General features: G+C 73.6%; 19 protein-coding genes. 7 read left to right on the top strand and 12 right to left on the bottom strand.

The features are described from left to right. Positions 1–117: 117 nt before the first annotated feature. Positions 118–3,828, top strand: a complete 3,711-nt coding sequence (gene smc, locus AB0D67_RS26875; RefSeq protein ID WP_362941494.1) for a chromosome segregation protein SMC — start codon at positions 118–120, stop codon at positions 3,826–3,828. A gap of 144 nt (positions 3,829–3,972) precedes the next feature. Further along, positions 3,973–5,151 carry a signal recognition particle-docking protein FtsY gene (gene ftsY / locus AB0D67_RS26870; protein WP_362941491.1) on the top strand — a complete coding sequence of 393 codons (1,179 nt, stop codon included), beginning with the start codon at positions 3,973–3,975 and terminating at the stop codon, positions 5,149–5,151. 83 nt (positions 5,152–5,234) lie between these two features. On the opposite strand, the gene AB0D67_RS26865 is transcribed toward ftsY, so the two are convergent. From AB0D67_RS26865 to ligA, 4 genes are all read right to left on the bottom strand, one after another. Then, positions 5,235–5,573, bottom strand: coding sequence for a helix-turn-helix domain-containing protein (locus AB0D67_RS26865; RefSeq protein WP_362941488.1), 339 nt, complete (start codon positions 5,571–5,573; stop codon positions 5,235–5,237). Beyond that, positions 5,570–5,929, bottom strand: coding sequence for a type II toxin-antitoxin system RelE/ParE family toxin (locus AB0D67_RS26860; protein WP_362941485.1), 360 nt, complete (start codon positions 5,927–5,929; stop codon positions 5,570–5,572). The genes AB0D67_RS26865 and AB0D67_RS26860 overlap by 4 nt, the downstream gene beginning before the upstream one ends. Positions 5,930–5,994: 65 nt before the next feature. Continuing rightward, on the bottom strand, positions 5,995–6,204 hold the full coding sequence (locus AB0D67_RS26855) for a hypothetical protein (RefSeq protein WP_362941482.1): 210 nt from the start codon (positions 6,202–6,204) through the stop codon (positions 5,995–5,997). A gap of 118 nt (positions 6,205–6,322) precedes the next feature. Beyond that, positions 6,323–8,410: an NAD-dependent DNA ligase LigA gene (gene ligA / locus AB0D67_RS26850; protein ID WP_362941479.1), complete on the bottom strand. Its 2,088-nt coding sequence runs from the start codon at positions 8,408–8,410 to the stop codon at positions 6,323–6,325. A 233-nt stretch (positions 8,411–8,643) separates the two neighbouring features. On the opposite strand from ligA, the gene AB0D67_RS26845 reads away from it, so the two are divergent. Further along, positions 8,644–9,441: a maleylpyruvate isomerase family mycothiol-dependent enzyme gene (locus tag AB0D67_RS26845; RefSeq protein WP_362941476.1), complete on the top strand. Its 798-nt coding sequence runs from the start codon at positions 8,644–8,646 to the stop codon at positions 9,439–9,441. Positions 9,442–9,633: 192 nt separating this feature from the next. Here the strand turns inward: AB0D67_RS26845 and AB0D67_RS26840 are convergent, their stop codons facing one another. The 3 genes from AB0D67_RS26840 to AB0D67_RS26830 all read right to left on the bottom strand — a co-directional run bounded on the left by AB0D67_RS26840 (position 9,634) and on the right by AB0D67_RS26830 (position 15,113). Beyond that, positions 9,634–12,840, bottom strand: a complete 3,207-nt coding sequence (locus tag AB0D67_RS26840) for a penicillin acylase family protein (RefSeq protein ID WP_362941473.1) — start codon at positions 12,838–12,840, stop codon at positions 9,634–9,636. Between the two features lie 207 nt (positions 12,841–13,047). Then, the gene (locus AB0D67_RS26835; protein WP_362941470.1) at positions 13,048–14,049 is read right to left on the bottom strand and encodes an alpha/beta hydrolase; all 1,002 of its coding nucleotides are present in this window, start codon (positions 14,047–14,049) and stop codon (positions 13,048–13,050) included. After that, positions 14,046–15,113: a zinc-binding dehydrogenase gene (locus AB0D67_RS26830; protein WP_362941467.1), complete on the bottom strand. Its 1,068-nt coding sequence runs from the start codon at positions 15,111–15,113 to the stop codon at positions 14,046–14,048. Before AB0D67_RS26830 ends, AB0D67_RS26835 begins: the two co-directional genes overlap by 4 nt. Positions 15,114–15,266: 153 nt before the next feature. Here AB0D67_RS26830 and AB0D67_RS26825 point away from each other — a divergent pair, with 153 nt between their 5' ends. Beyond that, entirely contained in the window at positions 15,267–16,181 is a 915-nt protein-coding gene (locus tag AB0D67_RS26825; RefSeq protein ID WP_362941464.1) for a LysR family transcriptional regulator, read from the top strand. A gap of 21 nt (positions 16,182–16,202) precedes the next feature. Here AB0D67_RS26825 and AB0D67_RS26820 read toward each other — a convergent pair whose 3' ends face one another. After that, positions 16,203–16,820, bottom strand: coding sequence for a helix-turn-helix domain-containing protein (locus tag AB0D67_RS26820; RefSeq protein WP_362941461.1), 618 nt, complete (start codon positions 16,818–16,820; stop codon positions 16,203–16,205). A 106-nt stretch (positions 16,821–16,926) separates the two neighbouring features. Here AB0D67_RS26820 and AB0D67_RS26815 point away from each other — a divergent pair, with 106 nt between their 5' ends. Next, complete coding sequence (locus tag AB0D67_RS26815) at positions 16,927–17,934, top strand: aldo/keto reductase (RefSeq protein WP_362941458.1); 1,008 nt, start codon at positions 16,927–16,929, stop codon at positions 17,932–17,934. Positions 17,935–18,036: 102 nt separating this feature from the next. On the opposite strand, the gene AB0D67_RS26810 is transcribed toward AB0D67_RS26815, so the two are convergent. From AB0D67_RS26810 to AB0D67_RS26800, 3 genes are read right to left on the bottom strand one after another with little or no spacing between them, the layout of a single operon-like run. After that, positions 18,037–18,828 carry an ABC transporter ATP-binding protein gene (locus AB0D67_RS26810; protein ID WP_362941455.1) on the bottom strand — a complete coding sequence of 264 codons (792 nt, stop codon included), beginning with the start codon at positions 18,826–18,828 and terminating at the stop codon, positions 18,037–18,039. A 50-nt stretch (positions 18,829–18,878) separates the two neighbouring features. After that, the gene (locus AB0D67_RS26805) at positions 18,879–19,958 is read right to left on the bottom strand and encodes an iron chelate uptake ABC transporter family permease subunit (protein WP_362941452.1); all 1,080 of its coding nucleotides are present in this window, start codon (positions 19,956–19,958) and stop codon (positions 18,879–18,881) included. A gap of 56 nt (positions 19,959–20,014) precedes the next feature. Next, on the bottom strand, positions 20,015–21,070 hold the full coding sequence (locus AB0D67_RS26800) for an iron ABC transporter permease (RefSeq protein WP_362941449.1): 1,056 nt from the start codon (positions 21,068–21,070) through the stop codon (positions 20,015–20,017). Between the two features lie 98 nt (positions 21,071–21,168). Here AB0D67_RS26800 and AB0D67_RS26795 point away from each other — a divergent pair, with 98 nt between their 5' ends. Beyond that, entirely contained in the window at positions 21,169–22,197 is a 1,029-nt protein-coding gene (locus AB0D67_RS26795; protein ID WP_362941446.1) for an iron-siderophore ABC transporter substrate-binding protein, read from the top strand. 205 nt (positions 22,198–22,402) lie between these two features. After that, positions 22,403–23,182 carry a hypothetical protein gene (locus AB0D67_RS26790; RefSeq protein ID WP_362941443.1) on the top strand — a complete coding sequence of 260 codons (780 nt, stop codon included), beginning with the start codon at positions 22,403–22,405 and terminating at the stop codon, positions 23,180–23,182. Positions 23,183–23,249: 67 nt separating this feature from the next. Here the strand turns inward: AB0D67_RS26790 and AB0D67_RS26785 are convergent, their stop codons facing one another. Further along, on the bottom strand, positions 23,250–24,338 hold the full coding sequence (locus AB0D67_RS26785) for a PLP-dependent cysteine synthase family protein (RefSeq protein WP_362941440.1): 1,089 nt from the start codon (positions 24,336–24,338) through the stop codon (positions 23,250–23,252). Between the last annotated feature and the right edge of the window lie 8 nt (positions 24,339–24,346).

The following is a 24,346-nucleotide window of genomic DNA, read 5'->3' as shown; positions in this document are numbered from 1 at the left end:
GCGGACGGGCGGAGAAGCCGAGCCGCCCGCGCGACGAGGGGCACCGGCGCCCGCGCCCGACCCGCGCCGACGCGCGGCGTCCGGGCCGGTCATCACGCGGGAGGACGGGGGATCTCGTTGTACCTCAAGACCCTCACCCTGCGCGGTTTCAAATCGTTCGCCTCGGCCACCACCCTGCGCTTCGAGCCGGGCATCACCGCCGTCGTCGGCCCCAACGGGTCCGGCAAGTCCAACGTGGTCGACGCCCTGGCCTGGGTCATGGGCGAGCACAGCGCCAAGTCCCTGCGCGGCGGCAAGATGGAGGACGTCATCTTCGCCGGCACCTCCTCCCGGGCCCCGCTGGGCCGGGCCGAGGTCACGCTCACCATCGACAACACCGACGGCGCGCTGCCCATCGACTACACCGAGGTCACGATCAGCCGCCTGATGTTCCGGGCCGGTCAGAGCGAGTACGCCATCAACGGCGACACCTGCCGCCTGCTCGACATCCAGGAGCTGCTGTCCGACTCCGGCATCGGCCGGGAGATGCACGTCATCGTCGGCCAGGGCCAGCTCGACCAGGTGCTGCACGCCGGCCCGGAGGACCGCCGGGCGTTCATCGAGGAGGCCGCGGGCGTCCTGAAGCACCGCAAGCGCAAGGAGAAGGCGCTGCGGAAGCTGGACGCGATGCAGGCCAACCTCACCCGGGTCCAGGACCTCACCACCGAGCTGCGCCGCCAGCTCAAGCCCCTGGGACGGCAGGCCGAGATCGCCCGCCGGGCCGCCGTCATCCAGGCCGACCTGCGCGACGCCCGGCTCCGGCTGCTCGCCGACGACGTGCTCACCCTGCGCGCCGCACTGGAGCGGGAGGTCGCCGACGAGGCCACGGTGCTTGCCCGCCGTACGGCGGTGGAGACCGAGCTGGAGGAGGGCCAGCGGTCCGAGGCGGAGCTGGAGGCCGCCGAGGCCGAGGCCCAGCCGAGGCTGGCCGCCGCCCAGGAGACCTACTTCGGGCTCGCCTCGCTGCGCGACCGGCTGCGCGGCCTGTCCGGGCTGGCCGCCGAGCGCCACCGGCACGCCAGTGACACCGCGGTGGAACGGCGCGGCCGCGATCCGGAAGATTACGAACGCGAGGCCGAGGAGGTCCGCGAGCAGGAACGGGTGCTGGAGGAGCTGCTCGCCGACGCCCAGGAGACGCTCGCCGCGGCCGTGGCCCGGCGCGCCGAGACCGAGTCGGCTCTCGCGACGGAGGAACGCCGGCTGGCCGCCGAGGCCAGGGCCGCCGCCGACCGGCGCGAGGGCCTGGCGGCCCTGCGGGGCCGCGTCGGGGCCGCCCGCAGCCGCGCCGAGGCCGCCGAGGCGGAGATCGGGCGTCTGGAGCGCTCCCTTGAGGAGGCGCTGCGGCGCGCCGAGACCGCCCAGGCCGAGCACGACAGCCAGGAGGGCTCCGACCCCGCCTCCGCCGACCCGGCCCTGGCCGCCCTCGCCGAGGAGCTGGAGATGGCCCTCGCGGCCGTCGAGGAGTCCCGGGACGCCGTCGAGCGGGCCAGGGCGCTGGTGGACGACGCCAAGGCCGCCGTCACCGGCCCGACCTCCGCCCTGGGCACGGCACGGGCCGCCCTCGCCGCGGCGCGCAAGGCCGAGGCGGAGTCGCAGCGGCAGGTCGCCGCGCTGGAGGCCCGCCGCGAGACGCTGGAGCTGAGCCTGGCCAGAGGGGTGGACGGCGGCGCGGCGCTGCTCGCCGCCGACCTCGCCGGGGTGCTCGGCCCGGTCGCCGCGATGCTCGCCGTACGGCAGGGCGCGGAGGCGGCCGTCGCCGCGGTGCTGGGCGCCGCCGCCGAGGCCGTCGCGGTGGAGTCGCTGCAGAGCGCGGCCGACGCGATCGACTTCCTGCGCGGCCGGGACGGCGGCCGGGCGGACCTGGTCATCACCGCCGACGGCTCCGGGGGCGGTTCCGGGGGCGGCTCCCCCCGCGACCCGGTGCCGGTCGCCGGGGCCGAGTGGGCGCTCGACCTGGTCGAGGTCCCCGCCGCCCTGAGCGCCGCCGCCGAGCACCTGCTGGGCGGCGTGCTGGTGGTCGACGACCTCGCGACCGCGCGCAAGGCGGTCGAGCAGTGGCCAGGGCTGCGCGCGGCGACCCGCGCCGGCGACCTGCTGGGCGCGCACGTCGCCCGGGGCGGTTCCGCCGACGGCGGCTCCGCGCTGCGGATGCGGGCCGCGCTGGACGAGGCCGCCGCCGACCTGGAGGAGGCCCGGCACCGGGCCGAGGAGGCCGCCGCCGCGCTGGAGGAGGCGGCCGAGGCCGAGGGCGAGGCGCAGCTCGCCGTCGAGGCGGCCCAGGCGCGGGTGGCCGAGACGCAGTCGGGCGTGCAGACCGCCCAGGCGGGGGTGAACGCGGCGCAGGCCGTACTGGACGAGCTGAGGTCCCGCCAGCGCGACGCCGACCAGCGGGCCGCCGCCGCGGCCCGCCGCCTCGCCCAGCTCGACGCCGCCGCCGCCGCGGCCCGCGGCGAGTGCGAGCGGCTGGCCCGGGGCGTGGCGTCGGCCCGCGAGGCCCGCGACCGCGACGCGGCGGGCCTGGCCGAGCTGGAGGAGCGCCTCGCCGCCGCGGAGAGCGCCGAGGAGCTCACCGAGGAGCCCACCACCGAGCTGCGCGACGAGCTGGCCGAGATCTGCGCCGAGGCCCGGCAGGGGGAGATGGAGGCCCGCCTGTCCGTGCGGACGGCCGAGGAGCGGGTCAGGGGCATCGCGGGCCGCGCCGAGGAGCTGGAGCGGGCCGCCGAGCAGGAGCGCGAGGAACGGGCCAGGGCGGCCGAGCTGCGGGAGCGGCGGCGCCGGCAGGCCCGCACGGCGCAGGCGGTCGTCCGGGGCGCCGAGCGGGCGCTGGCCGTGCTGGAGGTGTCGCTGGCGGCCGCCGCCGCCGAGCGCGACGAGGCCGAGCAGGCGCGCGGGCGGATCGACGCCTCACTGAAGTCGATGCGCGTCCGGGTCCGCGAGCTGACGGCGGAGCTGGACAAGCTGGTCAACCGCGCCCACGGCAGCGAGGTGGCCCGGACCGAGCGGCGGCTGCGCCTGGAGCAGCTCGAAGCGCGGGCGACCGAGGAGTTCGGCGTCGAGACCGACGTCCTGGTCGCCGAGTACGGCCCCGACCAGCCGGTCCCGGCGGCCGATGGCGACCCCGTCCCCTACGTGCGCGAGGAGCAGGAGAAGCGGGCGAAGGCGGCCGAGCGGCAGATGACCCAGCTCGGCAAGGTCAACCCGCTGGCGCTGGAGGAGTTCGCGGCGCTGGAGGAGCGGCACGCGTTCCTGACCTCCCAGCTGGAGGACCTGAAGAAGACCCGCCGTGACCTGCTGCTCGTGGTCAAGGAGGTGGACGACCGGGTCGAGCAGGTCTTCGCCGCCGCCTACGAGGACGTGGCGCGGGAGTTCGAGCAGATCTTCACCCGGGTCTTCCCCGGGGGCGAGGGCAGGCTGCTGCTGACCGACCCCTCCGACATGCTCACCACCGGCGTCGAGGTCGAGGCCCGCCCGCCGGGCAAGAAGGTCAAGCGGCTGTCGCTGCTGTCGGGCGGCGAGCGGTCGCTGACCGCGGTGGCCTTCCTCGTGGCGATCTTCAAGGCCCGGCCCTCGCCGTTCTACGTGATGGACGAGGTCGAGGCCGCGCTCGACGACACCAACACCCAGCGCCTGCTGACCCTGTTCGAGGAGCTGCGGCAGACCTCCCAGCTCATCGTGATCACCCACCAGAAGCGCACGATGGAGATCGCCGACGCGCTGTACGGCGTGTCGATGCGTGGCGACGGCGTCTCCCACGTCATCAGCCAGCGGCTGCGCGAGCAGGAGGACTGACCCGGGGTCCGGTCGCGGGCGCGCGGCCGAGCCGTACGGGCGGCGGTCCGGCCGCGGGACCGACGCCCGTACGAGGGGGCACGGGGCCGGTTCGGGCCCCTCGGGGTACGGAGCATCACCCGCCGTCTGGAAAACTGTGGTCTTGTGGAACCCATCGGCATAATCGCGATCGTCGTCGCCATCCTTGTGCTGGCGGCCGGCAGCATGGTCCTGCTGCTCCGGCCGCGTGGCAAGGCGGCGCCTCCGCCGGTCGAGCCGCCCGAGGTGCGGATCCCGGAGGAGACACAGGCACCGCCCAGGGCGGCGGTGGAGGACCAGGAGGCGACGACCACCGTCCCGCCTCCGCGGACCACGCCGGCCGAGCCGATGGTCGTCCCGCCCCCGGCGGTGGAGGTCCCGCCGCCGTCCGCGGGCCGGATGGTACGGCTGCGCGCCCGGCTGGCCCGCTCGCAGAACACCTTCGGCAAGGGCCTGCTCGAACTGCTCTCGCGTGACCGTCTCGACGACGACACGTGGGACGAGATCGAGGAGACCCTGATCACCGCCGACGTCGGGATCGCCCCGACGCAGGCGATGGTCGAGGATCTGCGGACGCAGGTGAAGATCCTGGGCAGTCGCACGCCCGACGAGGCGCGCGCCCTGCTCCGCAAGGAGCTGCTCACCCAGATCGGCACCGACCTCGACCGCACCCTGCACGTCCAGCCGCACGGCGAGCGCCCGGCCGTGGTGCTGGTGGTCGGCGTCAACGGCACCGGCAAGACCACCACCACCGGCAAGCTGGCCCGCTCCCTCGTCGGCGACGGCCGCTCGGTCGTGCTCGGCGCGGCCGACACCTTCCGCGCCGCCGCCGCCGACCAGCTCCAGACCTGGGGAGACCGGGTCGGGGCCGAGGTCGTGCGCGGCCCGGAGGGCGGGGACCCCGCCTCGGTCGCCTTCGACGCCGTCGCCAGGGGCACGGCCGACAAGGCCGACGTGGTGATCGTGGACACCGCCGGCCGGCTGCACACCAAGACCGGCCTGATGGACGAGCTGGGCAAGGTCAAGCGGGTCATCGAGAAGAAGGCCACGGTCGACGAGGTCCTGCTCGTCCTCGACGCCACCACCGGCCAGAACGGCATGCGCCAGGCCCAGGTGTTCGCCGAGGTCGTGGACGTCACCGGCATCGCCCTGACCAAGCTGGACGGCACCGCCAAGGGCGGGATCATCATCTCCGTCCAGCGGGAGCTGGGCGTGCCGGTCAAGCTGGTCGGCCTGGGCGAGGGCCCGGACGACCTGGCGCCGTTCGACCCCGAGGTCTTCGTGGACGCGCTCCTCGGCGACTGATCCCGCTCACGTGAGACGGCGGACGCCCCCGGGACATCCCGGGGGCGTCCGCCGTCCGTGCACCGGAACCGCCCGCCCCGCCGTCACGCCGTACGACGCCCGCGGGGGGTGTCGAGCACCATGAGGGAGTCACCGAAGTCGGCCACGATCTTGAGCTGTCCACCGAGTGCCGTCACGTAGGCGGCCAGCGTCGCGATCTCACCGACGGCGCCGCCCTCGATCTGCGAGATGCGTGCCTGCGAGACCCCCATGGCCTGGGCGACGTCCTCCTGACGCAGGCCGAGCGCGCGTCTCGTTTCGGCGAGCCGGTAGGCGCGCTGGCGCGCCGAGATCTCGTCCCGGAGCCGGGCGACCTCGTGCTCATCCTCGGGCCGGACCAGTTCGGCCCGCAGTTCCTCCCAGGTCACCGCTTGATCGCTCATCGCTCCTCCTCAAAGTGCCGGGCGAACCGCGTCTCCGCCGTTTTGATCGCCGTGTCGTACCAGCCGTTCCAGTCGCCGGACTTGTCTCCAGCGACCAGGAAGACGGCTTGGCGCCAGGGATCGAAGACGAAGAGCAGTCGCACCTCGCTTCGGCCGCTGGATCCCGGCCGCAGCTCTTTGAGATTACGGAGGGCCGAGTCTCGAATCGTGTCCACCAAGGGGCGCCCCAGGCCGGGACCCTCCTCTGCGATCCGATCCAGGGCGGCGGCGACCAGCAGGAGAGTCTGCCGATCTGTCCTTCGTAACTCATGAAGCCATCTGCGGACCTCGGGAACGATCACTATCTGCCAGTTCACCTCAGCATAATAAATTTCTTATGTCGATCCAAGAGGGGGATTCGCAACTCTCGGAATTCTTTCGATCACACAATGTTGACGTCGTGTCCGCCTGGGGAGGAGGAGGCCCCCTCCCCAGGTTTCAGGGACTCCCCGGCGCCCGGTCTGAGGCCGCCGCAGTCAGCCACGGCCTTGCTCGCCGGGTAGAGCAGGAACAGCTCCGAGCTGGACGCCTTGGCCGTACGGCCGGCCGCGAGGTTGCCGATCGCATCGCCCCGGTGCGAGGGGAACGACACGACCTGCTGGTAGGTCGGCCGGTTCTGCCAGGAGATCAGCGACTGCTTGATCCCGCCGAGCGGGGAGTGACGGACGCTGTCGGCGCCGAGATCGTGCGTGGCCCGGAGCCCTCCACGGTCAGCCGCCGGTCAAGTGGGTGGTGAGGCGCTTGGCCAGTTCCTCGGGCGTGATGGTCTCGATGCCCAGGGCACGGGCTCTGTCGAGCTTGCTGCCCGCGTTACCGCCCGCGACGACCAGATGGGTGCGAGCGGAGACGTTGGAGGACGCGCGGCCCCCCGCCTGGGCGATCAGTTCGTTCATCTCGGTGCGTGAGTACTCCGCCAGAGGCCCGCTCATCGTCCCGGTCACCACCACCGTCATCCCGGTCAGCGACAGTTTTTCCCCCGCTTCCTCGTCCGGCGCGCCATCAGCGGCAGCGAGTGACGCACCGGGCTGGATCATGTTCACCCCCGAGGCCACGAGCTTGTCGATCAGCGAGGCGAGATCGGCCAGTTCCGCCACGATGACCGGAGCCTTCTCCCCGCCGATTCCGTCGACCTGCTCCAGCGCCACGGCGTCGGCGTCCCGTACCGCCTGCATCGAGCCGAAGTACGTGGCGATGCGCAGCGACATGGAGCGTCCGGTGCCCAGGATCCCGAGGGCGCAGAAGACCCGGTTCAGCGGCTTGCTCCGGGCCGTGTCGATGGCGGCCAGAAGGTTGTCGGCGCTTTTCGCGCCCATGCGTTCCAGGGTCAGCAGTTGGTCGCGGGTGAGGGTGAACAGGTCGGCGAAGTCCTCGATCAGGCCCTTGCTCACCAACTGCACGATGATCTTCTCGCCGAGGCCGTCGATGTCCAGGGCGTCGCGGGCGACCGCGTAGCGGATGGCTTCGACCTGGCCGCAGGTGCGGCCCCGGACGCAGCGCCAGCGTTCCTGCGTGCGGTCGATCTCGGCCCCGCAGCGCGGGCAGACCTCGGGGAAGACGATGGGTCGCTCGTCGCCGGTGCGCAGGGTGGCGACGGCACCTTCGACGCGGGGGATGACCTCACCGGCGCGGTAGACGATGACGTGATCGCCGAGCATCAGCCCCCGACGGGTGATGTCGGCGGGGTTGTGCAGGGTGGCGTAGGTGATGGTCGTGCCTGCGACGTTGACCGGGTCGAGGACGGCGCGGGGAGCGATGACGCCGGTCCGGCCGACGCCCCATTCCACCTCGCGCAGGACGGTGATCTTCTGGGCGGTGGGGAACTTGAACGCGGTGGCCCAGTGCGGGGTGCGTGAACCCGTGCCGGCCTGGGTCTGGTCGGCGGGCTCGTCGGCCTTGATGACGGCGCCGTCGAGCTCGAAATCCAGGTCCGCGCGCAGGACATTGATCTCCTGCACCCGGGCCATGACCTGCTCCAGTGTGGCGCAGGAGTAGGTGGCGACCGGCGTGCCGATGGTCGTGCCCAGCCCGAGGTCTGACAGGCGGGCGATGAGCCGGGTGTGGGACAGGTCCTTCAGGGTGGGGTCGCTGGTGTGCTCAGGCCCGGTCAGGGCGGCGTAGGCCAGGAACGTCTGCTCGACGCGGTAGGCACGGTCCTTGGCCCGCAACGACCCGGAGGAGGCGTTGCGGCGGTTGGCGAACACCGCCGCCCCGTGCGAGGCCCGCAGCTCGTTGGCTGCGGCGAACTGAGCCTTCGTCATCAGGACCTCCCCCCGGACCTCGACCGTGATCGGCTCGGTCAAGGTCGGGGGCAGACCGATGATGGTCCCGATCGCGTGGGAGACGTCCTCACCCGTCGCCCCGTCGCCCCGGGTGACGAGCTGCGCCAGCCGGCCGTTGCGGTAGCGGGCGGCCAAGGCCACGCCGTCGAACTTGGGCTCGACGGCCCAGGCGGTCACCGCGCGCCCGCCCAGGCGGCGCTCCAGCGACGCCGCCCAGGCCCTCAGCTCCTGGTCCGAGAAGACGTTGCCCAGGCTCAGCATCCGCACCGGGTGCTCGACGTCGCCGGTGGTCACCCCGGCTGCGATCTGCTGGGAGGGCGAGTCCGCCGCGATGAGGTCGGGGTGCTCGCTCTCCCAGTCGGTGATCGCGCGCAGCAGCCGGTCGTAGGTCTCATCGTCCATGCTGGGCTCGCCGGACCCGTAGTACGCCTCGGCAGCGGTACGCGCCTGCGCGACCGCCTGCAAATAGGCGCCTTCATCAGCCAGGACGGCGACCGGCACCGTCGAGTTCTCCGTCATGCCGATCATTGTGGCGGCGGGTACTGACAAGCATGAGGCTCCCGTTCGCATGCGGTGGGAAGCCCCAGCGTTCAGCGGGTGGGCGGGCCGGTCAAGCCGGCCGGTCTGGGCGGGGGCCCGGACGACCTGGCGCCGGGGTGCATCGGCCTTCGGCCGATCCGATGGTGCCTCGCCCGCTTCGTCACGTCTGAAACCGCTGTCCGATCACCGGAGCGCGGTGATAGACATCCGGCGTGGAAAAGAATCCCGAGTTCCCTGACCTGCTGCGACTGATCGATGAACGGTCGACCGCCTTCCGCGCCGCGTTCGCCGCCGCGCCCAGCCTCGACGCACAGGTGCCGACCTGCCCCGGGTGGACGCTGTTCGATCTGGTGAAGCACCTGGGTGGGGGAGACCGTTTCTGGGCCGCCGTCGTCGGCGCGGGGCCTGCCGACGCTCCCCCGGCCGAGGCCACCGCCGCGCGCGCCGCCCTGGAGGTGCCGCGGGAGCGTGAGGCACTGCTGGCCTGGCTGGCCGCGTCGACGCGGCTTCTGCTGAGCGCCCTGCGGGAGGCGGGCCCGGACGCCGGCTGCTGGGCGTGGTGGAGCGCCCTGCAGACGCCGCGGACCTCCGGCGGGGTCGCCCGGCACCGGGTCCAGGAGAGCGCGGTGCACACCTACGACGCCCAGCTCGCTGCGGGCGCCCCGCAGCCGCTGCCGGCCGAGGTCGCCCTCGATGGTGTCGAGGAGTTCCTGTTCACCTGCGTCGCCACGCCCAGCGCCTGGCCGCACAAGCCCACGACCTTCGACTTCCACACCGCCGAGGGCCGCTCCTGGCGCCTCACGGTCGACGGCGACGGCGCACGCTCCACCCGCATCCCCGCGCCCACCGCCGCGACCGGCGAGGACCCGGACGCAGCCGGTGCCTCCATCCATGGCACGGCCAGTGAGTTGGTCCTCTACCTGTACGACCGTATCCCGGCCGGCTCCTTGCACGTTGACGGAGACGCGGGGCTGCTCGACCTGCTCCGCGCCTGGGAGCCGGAGGAGTAGGACGTGGCGGGGGCGGTCGGCCGACCTCCGCATGTGTCCGGTACGCCGCCGGGCCCCAGACCCGCCAGAGCCCGGCGGCGGTGATCCGGCCTTCGGCGTCCATGTACGACGTGAAGCCGAAGTAGGTGCTGGTTACCGCGCGCGGACGCCCCCGGGCACCATCCCGGGGGCATCCGCATGCTCCAGCGGGGATCAGCGGGAGTAGACCTCCATCTCGTACAGCGAGTAGCCGTAGGAGGTGGCGCGTTTCGTGCCCTTCATCCGGACGTATCTCGCGGTCGCCGGGGCGAACGTCACGTTGTCCACGCCGCCGTTCCCGGTGGTGGTGGAGGAGACGGTCGTCCAGGACGAGCCGTCGGCGGACGTCTGGATCGAGTACGCCGAGCCGTAGGCCGACTCCCAGCGCAGCAGCACCCGGGCCACGGTCTGCGGAGAGCCCAGGTCCACCTGGAGGTACTGGTCGTCGCTGCGGGCGCTGGACCATCGGCTCCCCGGGTCGCCGTCCACCGCCTTGCTCGCCGGGTAGAGCAGGAACAGCTCCGAGCTGGACGCCTTGGCCGTACGGCCGGCCGCGAGGTTGCCGATCGGGTCGCCCCGGTGCGAGGGGAACGACACGACCTGCTGGTAGGTCGGCCGGTTCTGCCAGGAGATCAGCGACTGCTTGATCCCGCCGAGCGGGGAGTGGCGGACGCTGTCGGCGCACCACTGGTCGCCCGCGCCGCAGACGTCGTCGGCGGGGTAGGTCGTCGTCGCGGGTTCGGCGAGCGCCGCCGCGAGGCTGTCCAGCAGCACCGTCCGGCAGCCCGCCACCGTGCCGTCGCCGCAGTACTTCGCGGGCAGCGGTCCGGAGACCGGCTCGCCGAGAACGGCCCGGAGGTCCTTGCTGACGTAGCCCCACCAGCCGTACTGGAACGACGAGCCCTTGTGCGCCTGGGCCTCGTTGGCCGAGCCGGGCGAGCCCGAGTCACCGTTCTGGTGGCCGGAGGGGGACTCGTTGATCTGCAGGGCGCCGGTCAGGGACCGGTAGAGGCCCTCGCCCATCCCGGGCCGGAACTCGGCCTGGACGAGCCTGGGCCACCAGGCGTCGAACGCGCGGATCGCCGCGGCGTGCGCGTACGTCCGGCTGCCCGGCGCGGTCTCGGTCCGTTTCGCCCCCGAGTCCGCCCACGCCTTCAGCCCGGCCACCGCCGAGGCGAGGGCCGGGTCGGCGGGGGCGTCGCCGATCACCCGCAGCAGGTGCGGCAGGACCTTCCTGCCGCGCAGGTCGGTGACGGCGGCCTCGGCCATGATCTTCACGGTGCCGGCCCGGTCGAGCTTGCCGGACCCGGCCAGGGCCGCCTTGACGGGGGCGTCCAGCAGGTCGGCCCGGTGGACGGGGCCGAAGCTGAAGTTGCCGTCGGCGGCGCCGTGGTCCTTGGCCTGCTTGTTGTTCCAGCTGACGAAGTAGTCCTGGTCGACGGCCTGCGGATGGGTCGCCGGGGCGGTGTAGGTCGCGGTGCGGGTTTCGGGGTCGAAGCCGGCCCACTCGTGGGCGGCGTCGGCCGTCATCGGCAGGTTCGGGTCGGAGACCGCGGACCTGACGGGGGTGTTGCCCGACATGAAGTACGCCGAGCGGGCCGAGTTGACGTAGAACCAGTTGAACGCGAACCCGATGTCGGAGGCGGCGGTGGTGAAGCCCGCCGGGTCGCCCATCTGCGCCGGGTCGTTGAACCGCTGGAACCCGATCGCCGAGTCGGCCTCGTGCCCGTAGGTCGAGCGCAGCGAGGCGAAGGCGGTGGGCCGCCCGCCGACGGTGCCGCGCCAGGTCACCAGCCCGTACTTGGTCCGTTTGATCACCAGGTCGTAGGAGCCCGCCGCGGTGGTGTCGGCGACGTTGGGCTTCCAGGAGTTGGTCTTGCGCAGCGTCTCCATGGCCGTGCAGACGCCGCGGTAGAGGTAGTGGTCCGACGCCGCGGTCGGGGTCCCGCCGCCGGGCTCGCAGAGCTCCAGGGCGTAGGTGTCGGTGATGTCCTGGCCGCTGGAGGTGGCGCTCCAGGCGTAGTCGGTGCCCCGGCCGAGCAACACGTACAGGTTGAGCCCGGCGAACGCCGCGCCGCGCGCCCGGATGCCGGGCCCGGACAGCTCCTCCAGCATGAGCAGTTGCGGGGCGAAGTATCCGGTCTGCGGGCCGAACACCGCGACCGGGTGGCCGGTGGTGGACTCGGCGCCGGACACCACGACGGCGTTGGACATCCCGGGCCTGGCGTTGTCGACGGTCAGCCCGCCGAGCACGCCCTTCTCCGCCTCGCCGGAGCGGGCGGTGAGGGCCGGGCCGGTGGCCGACCCCTTCTCGTTCTCGGTGATGTCCACCGGCGCGGTCGTGGCGGCGTCGGGCAGGACGACGCCGGTGGCGCCGGGCGCGTCGCCCGAGGGGAAGCTCTGGCCGGCGTGCAGGGTGAGGGTGGTCTCGGGGTCGTTGCGCGACCGGAACGCCTCCCAGGCGCGGTCGCCGGCGGCGACGCCGTAGCGGGCGCGGGCCGCGACGCGTACCAGCGCGGACTGCATCTCCGCGCCGCCGCCCCCGCCGAACAGGCCGCCGACCACCCCGGAGATCGCGATGAGGTCGGTCATGGTGAAGTCCTGGGGGCCGCCCGCGTTGGTGACGGCGTCGAGGTGGCCGGTTAGGACGTACTCGCCGGGGCAGTTGCGGCCCGCCATGCAGTGGTCGATGTAGGCGTTGATGCCGTCGATGTAGGACCGCACGTCTGCGTAGAGCTGCGCGCCCCGGGGGCCGGAGTCGCGCAGGCGGGTGAGCTGCGTCTGCAGGTCCGCCTCGGTGTAGGGGGAGTTGAGCCAGACGCTCTGCTCCAGCGCGCGGTTGCCGGGCGCGCCGCCGGCGAAGGGCGTCAGCTCGCCCCGGCCGACGTGCCGGATCAGGTCCATGACCCACAATCGGTCCTGCGCGCCGGCGTATCCGGCGCCGAACATGGTGCCCTCGCGGGTCGTGCCGGTGATGTGCGGGACCCCGGTGGCCCGGTCGCGGACGATTTTCACGTCGGACCGCGGGCTGACGGTGCTCTCCACCTGCCCGTCCGGCACACCGAAGGAGGCGTCGTTGAAGAACGCGGCGATCTGCTCGTCGGTCAGCCCGGTGTAGCCGGAGACGAGGTCCGCGTACCGGCCGAGCTGGTCGGAGCTGTGCCGGGGCATCGTGCCCAGCGACTGGTTGGCGAGGATCTCCACCAGTGTGGCGTTGCCGTTCTCGCCGGGTGGCAGGATGTCGGCGCACTGGCCGAGGCAGTGGTCGTCGGGGGCGAGGGTGTCCGCCGACGCCGGGGTCGGAGAGGTGAGGGGGAGGGTGAGCGCGACGATCGCGAACGCCGAGGCGGCGGCGATCATCCGCCGGAGACGTGAGTGCACGGGGAACCCCCAGAACATGAGGAGCACTCGGATGTTGGGAGGAACATACGCCCGGGTGGCCGGCCGATCAACAGCCCATCCGGTAACCGCGCCTGCCTCTTCCGCCCGTCCCCGCCATCGGCCGGGCCTTCACCGTCCCCCCGAGCCTTCACCGCCCGGCCCTGCCCCGGGCCGGGGCGGGCGCGCACGGCATCCCCGCTCACTCCGTCAGCGTTCGGACGCCCCCAGTCGCGCCATCAGCCAGTCGGCCGCGGCGGGGAGCCAGTCGGGGTGGGCCTCGCCGAGCAGGTGGTCGGCGTACGGCACGAGCATGTACTCGCCGTACGGCGCCAGGCGGGCCAGCGGCTCGCCGTTGACCACGCCGGGGATGGCGTCCCGCCCGCCGTCCACCACCAGCAGCGGTACGGCGACGCGCGGGGCGAGGTCCGTCAGGTCCACGTGGCGGGCGAAGTCCCGGGCGGCCTCGACGCCGCCGGCGCGCTGGGTCAGCGTGTCGTGCACGAACGGGGGCAGCCCGTCCCAGTCGAGGCGGAAGGGGCCGCTGACGGTGACGGCGGCCCTGACCCGGGGCTCTCTGGCGGCGCTCTCGGCGGCGTAGTAGCCGCCCAGGCTGAGCCCCACCAGGCCGATCCCCTCGACGCCGAGGGCGTCGACGACGTCCCCCACCACCCGGTGGTAGTCGGGGCGGACGACGGTGGTGGCCGCGAGCGCGCCCTGACCGGGGCCGTCCATGGCGAACACCGCCGCGCCCCTGTGCAGGAACGCCTCGGCGACGGCGTGGAACTCCTCCTTGGCGGAGTCCATGCCGGGCACGATGACGACGGTCGCGGCGGCGTCGGCGGGGCCGCGGAGCCGGCCGGTGAAGCCGGGGCCCTGGATCCTCCGGGCGGCGGGCTCCAGGATCTCCAGGGCGCGGCCCATGGCGGCGTCGGCCTCCGCGGCCGCCCCGGCGGCCAGCGCGCGGTCCGGGTGCGGCACGAGGGCGGCGAAGTGGAACCACCTGGCGGCCGTCCGGAAGTGCTCGCCCGCCGAGACCGTGGACGCCGCCGCCCCGGCCAGGCCGAGGTGGCGCCGGCCGGCCCGGACGAAGGCGTCCGGCCAGTCGTCGAGGGACGCGAGCCCGGCCGTGACGCGGCGGTACTCGTGCGGGTCGAGGCCGGCGGCGGTGGCGCGGCTGAAGTTGGCCTCGGCGAACACGGCGGCGCTCATCGCGACTCCTTCGGAGCGAGGGGGACTCCGGCGGCGGAACCGCCGGTGAGGGGGCCTTCGGTGAGGACGGGTTCACCGGCGGCGAACGGCTCCTCCGCGGCGGAGCGGGCGGCGGACGGCTCTTCTACGGCGGAGCGGGCGGCGGGGGGTCCGCCGACGGTGAGGACGGCCTTGCCTCGCACCCGCCTCTCCCGCAGGTCGACCAGGAGGTCCGCGGCCTGCGCCCAGTCGGCGATCCGGCCGATCTCGGGGCGCAGCCGTCCGGCGTCCACCAGCCGGACCAGCGTGGCGAGGTCATCGCCGTAGGGGGCGCCGGCGTAGTGGAAGTGCCGGATCACGGCGTTCTCCGGCCCGGCGAGGAGATCGAAGAAGTCGAGGGTCACCGGGGTCCGGCTGGCCTGGCCGTACCAGATCAGCGTGCCGCCCGGCGCCAGCGCGGCGAGGGCGGCGGGCAGGGCGGTCCCGCCGGTGGACTCCAGGACCAGCGGGAAGGGCCCGCGCGCGTCGGCGACGTCGTGCACGACCTCCGCGGCGCCCAGTTCGATCAGCCGCCGGCCGCGTTCGGGCGAGGCGGTCACCGCGGTGATCTCGGCTCCGGCCGCGGCGGCCAGTTCGGTGACGTAGTGGCCCACCCCGCCCGAGGCGCCGGTGAGCAGGATCCGCCGGCCCGTCACGACGCCGGCCGCGCGGAGCAGACGCAGCGCGGTGATCCCGGCGAGAGGCAGGGCCGCGGCCCGGACGGAGGTGACGGAGCCGGGCAGCCCGGCGAGCGAGTGGGTGGGGACCGCGACGTACTCGGCCCAGCCCCCGTACGGCGGATGCCCCACCACGCGGGTCCCGGCCGCCGGGCCCGAGCCGTCGGCCGCCGCCTGCACGACCAGGCCCGCGACGTCCTTGCCCGGGACGAACCCCGGGCGCGGGTCCTCCAGCAGGAAGGTCTCTCCCCGGTTGACGGAGAACGCCTCCACCCTGACCAGGGCCTCGTCCGCGGCCGGGACGGGCTGGACGTCCTCGGCGAGGCGTACCGGGCGTTCCGGGTCGCCGGTGGCGATCAGTCTCTTCATGCCCGTCATGGAATCGGAGGCCGGGGCGCTCCGGCCAACAACCGGCGGGTGGAGGCGACAACCACCGGTTGTCGTCCCGGGTCCGTGGCGGGAGACCGCCCGGGTGACCGGGACCGGTGACCGGCTCCCGGACCAGGTCATAGGGTGTGGGCCGTGGATCTCGATCTGGCACAGGTCCGCGCGTTCGTGCTCGCCGCGGAGGAGCTGCACTTCGGCCGGGCGGCGGCGGAGCTCTCGATCTCCCAGCAGGCCCTGTCCAAGCGGATCGCCGCCCTGGAGGCCCGGCTCGGCGCGCGCCTGCTCGACCGCGGCGGACAGGGGGTACGGCTCACCGCGGCCGGGCTGCGCTTCCTCGCCCCCGCCCGGCAGGCGCTCGCCGCGGGGGACCTCGCCGTGGCCGCCGCGCGCGAGGAACGCCGGCCGCTGCGGGTGGACGTGTGGGGCCACCTCTACGCGCCGATGCGCACGCTCTCCCGCGCCGCGGAACGCGCCGAGGGGCTGGAGCTCGAACTGGGGCACGCCCGCGACCTGCCGTCCGTGGCGGCGGCGCTGCTGCGCGGGGAGACCGACATCGGGTTCGGCAGGGTCCATCCGCCGCTGCCGGAGGGGCTCACCCACCGGCTGGTGCGGCTGGAACCCGTCGACGCGGTGGTCAGCGCCGACCATCCCCTGGCGGCCGAGCCGGTCCTGCGGCCCGAGCGGCTGCGCACCGGCGTGCTGTGGACGCCGGGGCCGCTGGACCGGCTCGACTTCCTCGGCCGCTTCGCCGACCACTTCGGCGTGACCGCCCGGGAGCAGGGGCCCAACCTCGGCCTCGACCACTTCGCGGCGCGCATCGCCGCCGACCCCGGCTGCTTCTCGCTGCTGCCCGCCGACTGCCCCCTGCCGGACGTCCCCGGCGTCCGGACGATCCCGCTGGTGGACCCGACCCCGCTGTACGCCTGGTCGCTGCTGTGGCGGGGCTCCGGCGGGCACCCGCCGATCGAACCGCTGGTGGAGGCGTTCCTGGCGGAGGCGGGCCGCAACCGGTGGCTGGAGTACGACCCGCGGCGCGACTGGCTGCCCTGAGGGCGCGCCGTGCGGCACCCCTCAGGGGGTGGGCCCACGCCGTCCCCCTGCCGCACCTGGCGCAGGTCCGAGGGAAGGGCCGCGCAGGCCGTCGAACATGACGGACAAGGTGCGCGTGCGCAGGGGCTCCTCCCATCGACCGCGCTCGGCGGCCAGGCAGGCGGCGCTGAGCAGGGCGAGAAGCTCGGGCATGCGCACGTCGGCACGGACCCTCCCGGCCTGCTGGGCGCGGGTCAGCAACGTCTCGATCACGGCCACCATCTCCCTGCTCAGCCCGCTCATGCCGGCCTTGACGTCGACGCCCGCATCCGTGAGGGCGTCCACCAGGGTCTTCTTGTGTGTGGCGTCTTCGACGACGCGGGTGAAGAAGCGGAAGAACGCCGCGCCGGGTTCCTCGGAGTCGGCCAGGCCGCGGGCCTCGTCGACGAGCGCGCGCACGCGGGCCACGACGATCGCCTCGTACAGGGCTTCCTTGGTGGGGAACTGCCGGTAGATGGTGGCCAGCCCCACGTCCGCCTGACGGGCGATCTCGCGCATGGAGGCGGACAGGCCATCGCGGGCCAGGACGATCTCGGCCGTCCGCAGAATCCGTTCGCGGTTGCGCCGTGCGTCGGCGCGCAGGGGTCTGCTCTCGGGCATGGTCACTCCCGTTGACAACCGGATCAAGCGTTCCGTATGTTCACAACCGGAACGACTGATCCGGTTTGGTGAGTATAGCGATGGGACACTCATGGAGCACGTCACGATGGGTCGCTCGGGACTCAAGGTCTCCCGCGTCTGCCTGGGCACGATGAACTTCGGCCCCTCGGACCACGTCACCGGATGCGACGAGGCCGAGGCCACCAGGATCGTCCACGCCTTCCTGGACAGGGGGCACACCTTCATCGACACCGCCGACGTCTACACCGGCGGCCGGTCGGAGGAGATCGTCGGCCGGGCCGTCAAGGGCCGTCGCGACGACGTCGTCCTCGCCACGAAGGCGTTCATGCCGCACGGAACGGGTCCCAACCAGCGGGGTCTGTCCCGGTTGCACCTCACCAGGGCGCTGGAGGCCAGCCTGCGACGGCTCGGCACCGACCATGTCGATCTCTATCAGTGCCACGGCTGGGACGACACCACACCGTTCGAGGAGACGGTGACGACGCTGGACGGATTCGTCCGCTCCGGCAAGGTCCGCTACCTCGGCCTCTCCAACTTCACCGCCGCCCAGATCGTGGAGGCCCAATGGGCCGCCCAGCGTGCCGGAGCGACCCCGTTCGTCAGCCTCCAGCCGCAGTACTCGCTGGTGGCGCGCGGCATCGAAGCGGAGATCCTGCCCGTGTGCGCGCGGCACGGGCTGGGCGCCGCCGTGTGGTCGCCGCTCGGCGGCGGCGTGCTCACCGGGCGGTACGGCCGGGAGGCCGCCCCGGCGGCCGAGAGCCGGATCGGACGGCTGCTCGGTTCGTCACTCCCCGCGGCCAGGAGCGTGGCCGACGGTCTGCTGAACGACCGCACTCTGGACATCGCCGCGGAAGTCGTCAAGGCCGCCGCCGAACTGGGCGTCACGCCGACCGCGGTCGCCCTGGCCTGGGTGCGTGACCGGCCCGGGGTCACCTCCGTGATCATCGGCCCGCGCACTCTCGACCAGCTCCACGGCAACCTGGAGGGCTTCGCGCTCACCCTCCCCGCCCGGCAGGCCGACCGGCTGGAGGAGATCTCCCGCATGGAGAAAGGGGCCCCGGACAACGGCACGACGAATACCCGTGCCGCCTGAGGCATCGTCAATCCTGACCTTCCCCCCAAGACGATCGAACGCGCCCCGAGGTTCGAACCCTGGACGCGTTCTCCGCCCGGACCATCCCCTGACCCCGGTTCCTCAGAGGCCGTGGTGGCGGACGCCGACCGGGACGACCAGGGGGGTGCCCGCCACCGGGTCCTCGATGACCTTGGCCTCCAGGTCGAAGACCTCGGCCAGCAGCGGTTCGGTGAGGACCTCGTGCGGCGTCCCGGCCGCGACCACCCGGCCGGAGCGCATGGCGACCAGCCGGTCGGCGTACCGGGCCGCGAGGTTGAGGTCGTGCAGGACCATCACCACGGTCCGGCCGTGCTCGCCGTGCAGCCGGCGGACCAGCTCCAGCACATCGATCTGGTGGGCGAGGTCCAGGAAGGTCGTCGGCTCGTCCAGCAGCAGCAGGTCGGTGCCCTGGGCCAGGGCCATCGAGATCCACGCCCGCTGCCGCTGCCCGCCCGACAGCTCGTCCAGCGGGCGCTCGCCCAGGCCGTCCAGGCCCGTCATGGCCAGCGCCTCGCCGACCGCCGCCTCGTCGCCGGACGACCACTGCCGGTACCAGGTCTGGTGCGGGTGCCGGCCCCGGGCCACCAGGTCGGCCACGGTCAGCCCCTCGGGGGCCGTGGGCGCCTGCGGCAGCACGCCCAGGATCCGCGCGACCTCCTTGGTCGGCATCCGGTCGATGCGCTTGCCGTCCAGCAGCACCTCGCCGCCGGACGGCTTCAGCAGCCGGCCCAGCGCGCGCAGCAGCGTGGACTTGCCGCACCCGTTGGGCCCGATGATCGTGGTGACCGTCCCGGCCTCGATGCCGAGGTCGAGACCGTCGACGATGACGCGGTCACCGTAGCCGAGCCTCACGCCGACCGCCTGCAGCCTCACGTTCGCTTCCTCTCCGTGCTCTCCGTGGTCGTCCGTACGGTTCCCGCCGTTCACGCGCGTGCCCCCCGGCGCGCGCGGACCAGCAGGTAGATCAGGTAGGGGGCGCCCAGGACCGCGGTGACCACGCCCACCGGGAGCTCGGCGGGGGAGGCCACCGTACGGGCGGCCAGGTCGGCGGCGGTGACCAGGACGGCCCCGCACAGCGCCGAGACGATCAGCGGCGGCTGGGCGACCCCGGCCACGCGCAGCGCGATCTGCGGCGAGGCCAGGGCGACGAAGGCGATCGGACCGGCCGCGGCGGTGGCCACCGCCGCGAGCAGCACCGCGGCCAGGACCAGCAGGCCCCTGGCGAGGTTCGTCCGCACGCCCAGGCCGGTCACGGTGTCGTCGCCGAAGCGCAGCGCGCCGAGCGACCGGGTGCCTGCCAGCGCCGCCGGCACCAGTACGGCCAGCGCGATCGCGACCGGGACCACGTGCTCCCAGCCCCGGCCGTTGAGCGAGCCGCTGATCCACACCATGGCCCGGCCGCTGTCGGTGACGTCTCCCACGGTCAGCAGCCAGTACTTGACGTTGGTGAACACCGCCGAGACGCCGACGCCGACCAGGACGAGGCGGTAGCCGTCCAGGCCCCCGCGCCAGGCCAGCAGGTAGACGGCCAGGGCCCCGGCCAGTCCGCCGGCCAGGGCGACCAGGGGGACGCCCACGCTCGCCAGGGCTCCGCCCGCGCCGCCCGCCGCGCTGCCCGCGGTCACGATGATCCCGACCACGGCGACGCTGGAGCCCGTGGTGACGCCGAGGACGTCGGGGCTGGCCAGCGGGTTTCGGGCGATGGCCTGGGTGATCGCGCCGGCCAGGGCCAGCGCCGCGCCGACGAGGACGCCGGTCAGCGCGCGGGGGAGCCGCAGCTCCATCACGACGAAGTGGTCCGGCCCGCCGCCGGCGACCGCCCGGAACACCTCGGCGACGCTCATCGGGATGTCGCCGATGCGCATGTTCAGCGCCATCAGCAGCACCGCGGCGGCCAGCAGGACCAGGGACGCGGTAGCCGAGCGCAGGCGCAGCAGCCAGGAGGCCGGGCCGAGCCGCAGCGGCCGCTCGTGGGCGAGCCGTACGGGCACGGAGGTCGTCACGGGCGGGGCGTCTTCCGTGCGGGGCGAGGGGGACGGTGGGGGAGTGGGGAAGGAGGTCACAGACTCAGCGGCTTCCTGCGCCTGACCAGCGCGACGAAGAACGGCGCGCCCAGCAGGGCGAGCACGACGCCGACCTCCAGCTCGCCGGGCCGGGCCACGACCCGGCCGACCACGTCGGCGCCCAGCAGCGCCGCGGCGCCGAGCAGCCCCGAGTACGGCAGCAGCAGCCGGTGGTCGGGTCCCGACAGGGGACGCGCCAGGTGCGGCACCATCAGCCCGAGGAAGGCGAGCGCTCCGCAGGCCGCGACGGCGGCGCCGCTGAGCAGCGTGATCGCGGCGACGCCGACGGTGCGGGTCAGCGTGACGTTCTGTCCCAGGGCGCGGGCCACGTCCTCGCCGAGCGCGAGGGTGTTGAGGCCGGGGGCGTTGACCAGCGCCAGGACCAGGCCGGCCGCGACGAACGGGAGCACCTGCCAGGCGACGTCGGCGCCCCGGCCGGCGATCGACCCGGCCTGCCAGAACCGGAAGACGTCCATGGCCTGCTCGTCCATCAGGACCATGGCCGAGGTGAGGGCGTAGAGGAAGGCGCTGACCGCGGTGCCGGCCAGGGCCAGCGTCACCGGTGTGGGGCCGCCCCGGCCGCCGCCGGCCATGCCGAGGGCGAAGACGCCCACGCTGGCCACCAGCGCCCCGGCCAGGCCGAACCAGATGTAGCCGTACAGGCTCGTCACGCCGAACACCATGATGGCCGCCACCATCGCGAAGGCCGCGCCCTGGGTGACGCCGAGCAGCCCGGGGTCGGCCAGGGGGTTGCGGGTGTGGCCCTGCATCAGCGCGCCCGCCACGCCGAGCGCGACCCCGGCCAGCAGGCCGAGGGTGGTCCTGGGGACGCGCAGCGAGGAGACGACGATGTCGTTCTCGGTGCCGGTGGGGCCGGTCAGCGCGTGCCAGACGTCGGCGGGCGGCACCGGCCGGGCGCCGACCATGACGCTCAGCACGGCCGCCACCGCCACGGCGCCCAGCAGCCCGGCCAGCACGAGGGGCGGGCGCGGGCGGCCCGTCCGGGGCCTGCCGGGCGCGGGCGGCCGGACGGCGGTCACCGCTGTGCTCACCCGTGCTCCTCTCGGGTCGGTTGCTGGATTTCAGGCAAGTATGTCAGGTTAGGTATGCCTAAACTAAATTAGGCATGGCTTCGGTAAAGGAAAATCTGATGAGAGTGTTGCGCACCCTGGTCGCCGGCGTCGCGGGGGCCGTGCTGGCCCTCGGGCTCGCCGCCTGCGGGTCGGGTTCGTCCACCGGCACGGCCGCCGGTCCGGGCTCGGACGCGCAGGCGTCCGACCCGCGGGCGAGCGGTACGGCCGGCGCGGCCGCGTTCCCCCGGACGGTCAGGCACGCCATGGGCGAGACCGAGATCCCGGCGCGGCCCAAGCGGGTCGTGGCACTCGACCAGAGCTTCGTGGACGCGGTGCTGACCCTGGAGACCGACGTCGTCGGCTACACCACCTACCGGTCGATCGAGGAGAAGCTGCCCGGCTACCTCGCCCCGGTCCTCGGGCACGCCGGGGACGCCACGTCGGTCGGCACGCTGGAGCAGCCGAGCCTGGAGAAGATCGTCGCCCTCAAGCCGGACCTGATCGTCTCGGCGAAGGTCCGCCACGAGGCGCTCTACGACAAGCTGTCGAAGATCGCACCGACGGTGTTCAGCGAGACCACCGGCGCCATCTGGAAGGAGAACCTCCGGCTCGTGGGGCGCACCCTGGGCAGGGAGGACCTGGCCGAGCAGCGGATCACCGCCTACCAGGACCGGGCCGCGAAGATCGGTGAGTCGATCGAGGCGAAGGAGGGCGGGATGCCCACCGTCTCGGTCGCCCGCTTCGCCGGCGAGCCCACCGTCCGCCTCTACGTGGAGAACTCCTACTCCGGCCTGGTGCTGAAGGACGTCGGCTTCCCGCGGCCGAAGGACCAGCCGACCAGCGCGGACGCCATCGCGGTGGACGTCAGCCAGGAGAACATCTCCCAGCTCGACGCCGACCACATCTTCGTCGCCGCCTACGACGACCCGTCGGTCGAGCCGATCAGGAAGAAGTTCGAGGCCAACCCGCTGTGGGACCGGCTGAAGGGCGCCAGGCACGACGTCTCCGACACCACGTGGATGAGCGCCGTCGGCATCCAGGGCGCCCACGCCATGCTCGACGACCTGGCGAAGATCTTCGAGGTCGACCCGGCGAAGACGGCCTGAGCGCGCCGGCCCGAACCCGTGTCCACCGGTCGTCGGCTCGGTGAGAGCGGGGACGGGCGCGGGCGCCGCCATCGGCGATCGGCCACCGCAGGCGGCGCGGGGTGAGCCGGGACGGCGCTTCCGGCCGCGCATCACCCCATGGGGGAGCCTCCTCCCCCATGGGAGGGAGGTCCCAGGCAGGTGGCACGCCCTAGCGTGGGCGGCCATGAGATCACATGCACGGCCGGCGCTGCTGGCCGCGGGCTGGGCGGTCTCGGCCGCACTCGTGCTGGTGGCTCCCGGGAACCTGGTCATGCGGCTGGCGTTCGGCAAGCTGGACGACCCGGCGCTCGTCTCGCAGTCGCTGCTCGCCGTACTGGGGGTGCTGCTGGCTCTGGCGGTCATCCGTTTCGGCACGCGCACCGCCTCACCGTCACACGGGCGTCGGGCCGATGGGACGGTCCGTCCCGCGTCCTGGGCCAGGGCGGTGACCTGGACGGCGGCCGGTCTGCCGGTACTGGGCTTCTCGATTCCGCACCTGCTGTGGGGGTTGGGCGTGCCGCTCGGCGTGGCAGGAGACTCCCGCGCCGGCCTGGCGGCTCTGCACGGCTCGGCGGTGTTCTGGGCGCTGCTCGTCGCCGGGCCGGTGATCGGGGGTCTGCTCACGCTGGGGCTGATCGGCCGGTGGGGGCAAGTCGTCCCGGAGTGGGTCCCCTTCGTGCGGGGACGCCGGGTGCCTCGTGGTCTGGCCGTCGTTCCGGCGGCGGCCGTCGGCATGCTGGTCGGCCAGTACGGCGCGATGATGACGAAATGCCTGGCGTTCGGCATCACCCGCACGTGCGCGCCGCACGGCGGCACAGAGGTGCTCGATGGGAGCTGGGGATTCGCCGCGACCTACCCGGTGTTCCTGCTTTGGGGGGTGGCCATGCTCGCCGCCACCGCCGGCTACCTCCACACCACTGGGCGGAGAACACCCGCCGCGTCCCACCCCCGCCCGCGTCCATGACCGGCTCCGACATCGGCCCCGGACGCGGGCGGCCCGCCGGGTCTCCGCCCGGTGGGCCGGCGGCGCGTCACACCTCCGACAGGAAGGCCCGCAGGTCGCGCAGGTGGGGGGTGATGTCCAGGCCCTGCTCGGCCAGCCAGGCGTCACTGTCGTACGTCCCGCGGTAGCGCTCGCCGCCGTCGCAGATCAGTGTGACGACGCTGCCCCGCTCGCCCGCCGCGCGCATCTCGCGCAGGATCCGCACGGCCGCCGCCACGTTGGTGCCGGTGGAGCCGCCGACGTCGCGGCCGGTGACCTCCCGGACCCAGCGCATGGCCGCGACGGACAGCGCGTCGGGCACGCGGATCATGCGGTCGATGACCTCGGGCATGAAGGAGGGCTCCACCCGGGGGCGGCCGATGCCCTCGATGCGCGAGCCCGGGGCGGTGACCGCGGTGTCGCCGCTCTCCCAGGCGGGGTAGAAGGCCGACCCCTCGGGGTCGACCACGGCCAGGCGGGTGAGGTGGCGGCGGTAGCGGATGTAGCGGCCGATCGTCGAGGACGTGCCGCCGGTGCCCGCGCCGACCACGATCCAGGCCGGCTCGGGGTGGGGCTCCATCTCCATCTGCTGGAAGATGCTCTCGGCGATGTTGTTGTTGCCGCGCCAGTCGGTGGCCCGCTCGGCGTAGGTGAACTGGTCCATGAAGTGGCCGCCGGTCTCGGAGGCCAGCCTGCGCGACTCGGCGTAGATCGTCTTGGGGTCGTCCACGAGGTGGCACTTGCCGCCGTAGAACTCGATCAGGGCGATCTTCTCCGGCGAGGTCGAGGCGGGCATCACCGCGATGAACGGCAGGCCGACGAGCCGGGCGAAGTACGCCTCGCTCACCGCCGTGGAGCCGCTGGACGCCTCCACGACCGTGGTGGACGGGCCGATCCATCCGCCGGCCAGGCCGTACAGGAACAAGGAACGGGCGAGCCGGTGCTTGAGTGAACCGGTCGGGTGGACCGACTCGTCCTTCAGATAGAGGCTCACCCCCCAGTGGGCGGGGAGGGGGAAGACGTGGAGGTGGGTGTCACAGCTCCGGTGCGCGTCGGCCTCGACGCGGCGGATGGCCTCGGCCACCCAGGAGCGGGTACGGGGATCGTGCCGATCCACCTGGTCCATCGGGGATTGCATAGAGGCAA

The sequence above is a fragment of the Streptosporangium sp. NPDC048047 genome (genome assembly GCF_040653115.1).
Lineage (GTDB): Bacteria > Actinomycetota > Actinomycetes > Streptosporangiales > Streptosporangiaceae > Streptosporangium.
This window is presented reverse-complemented; position numbering and strand designations above follow the sequence as displayed.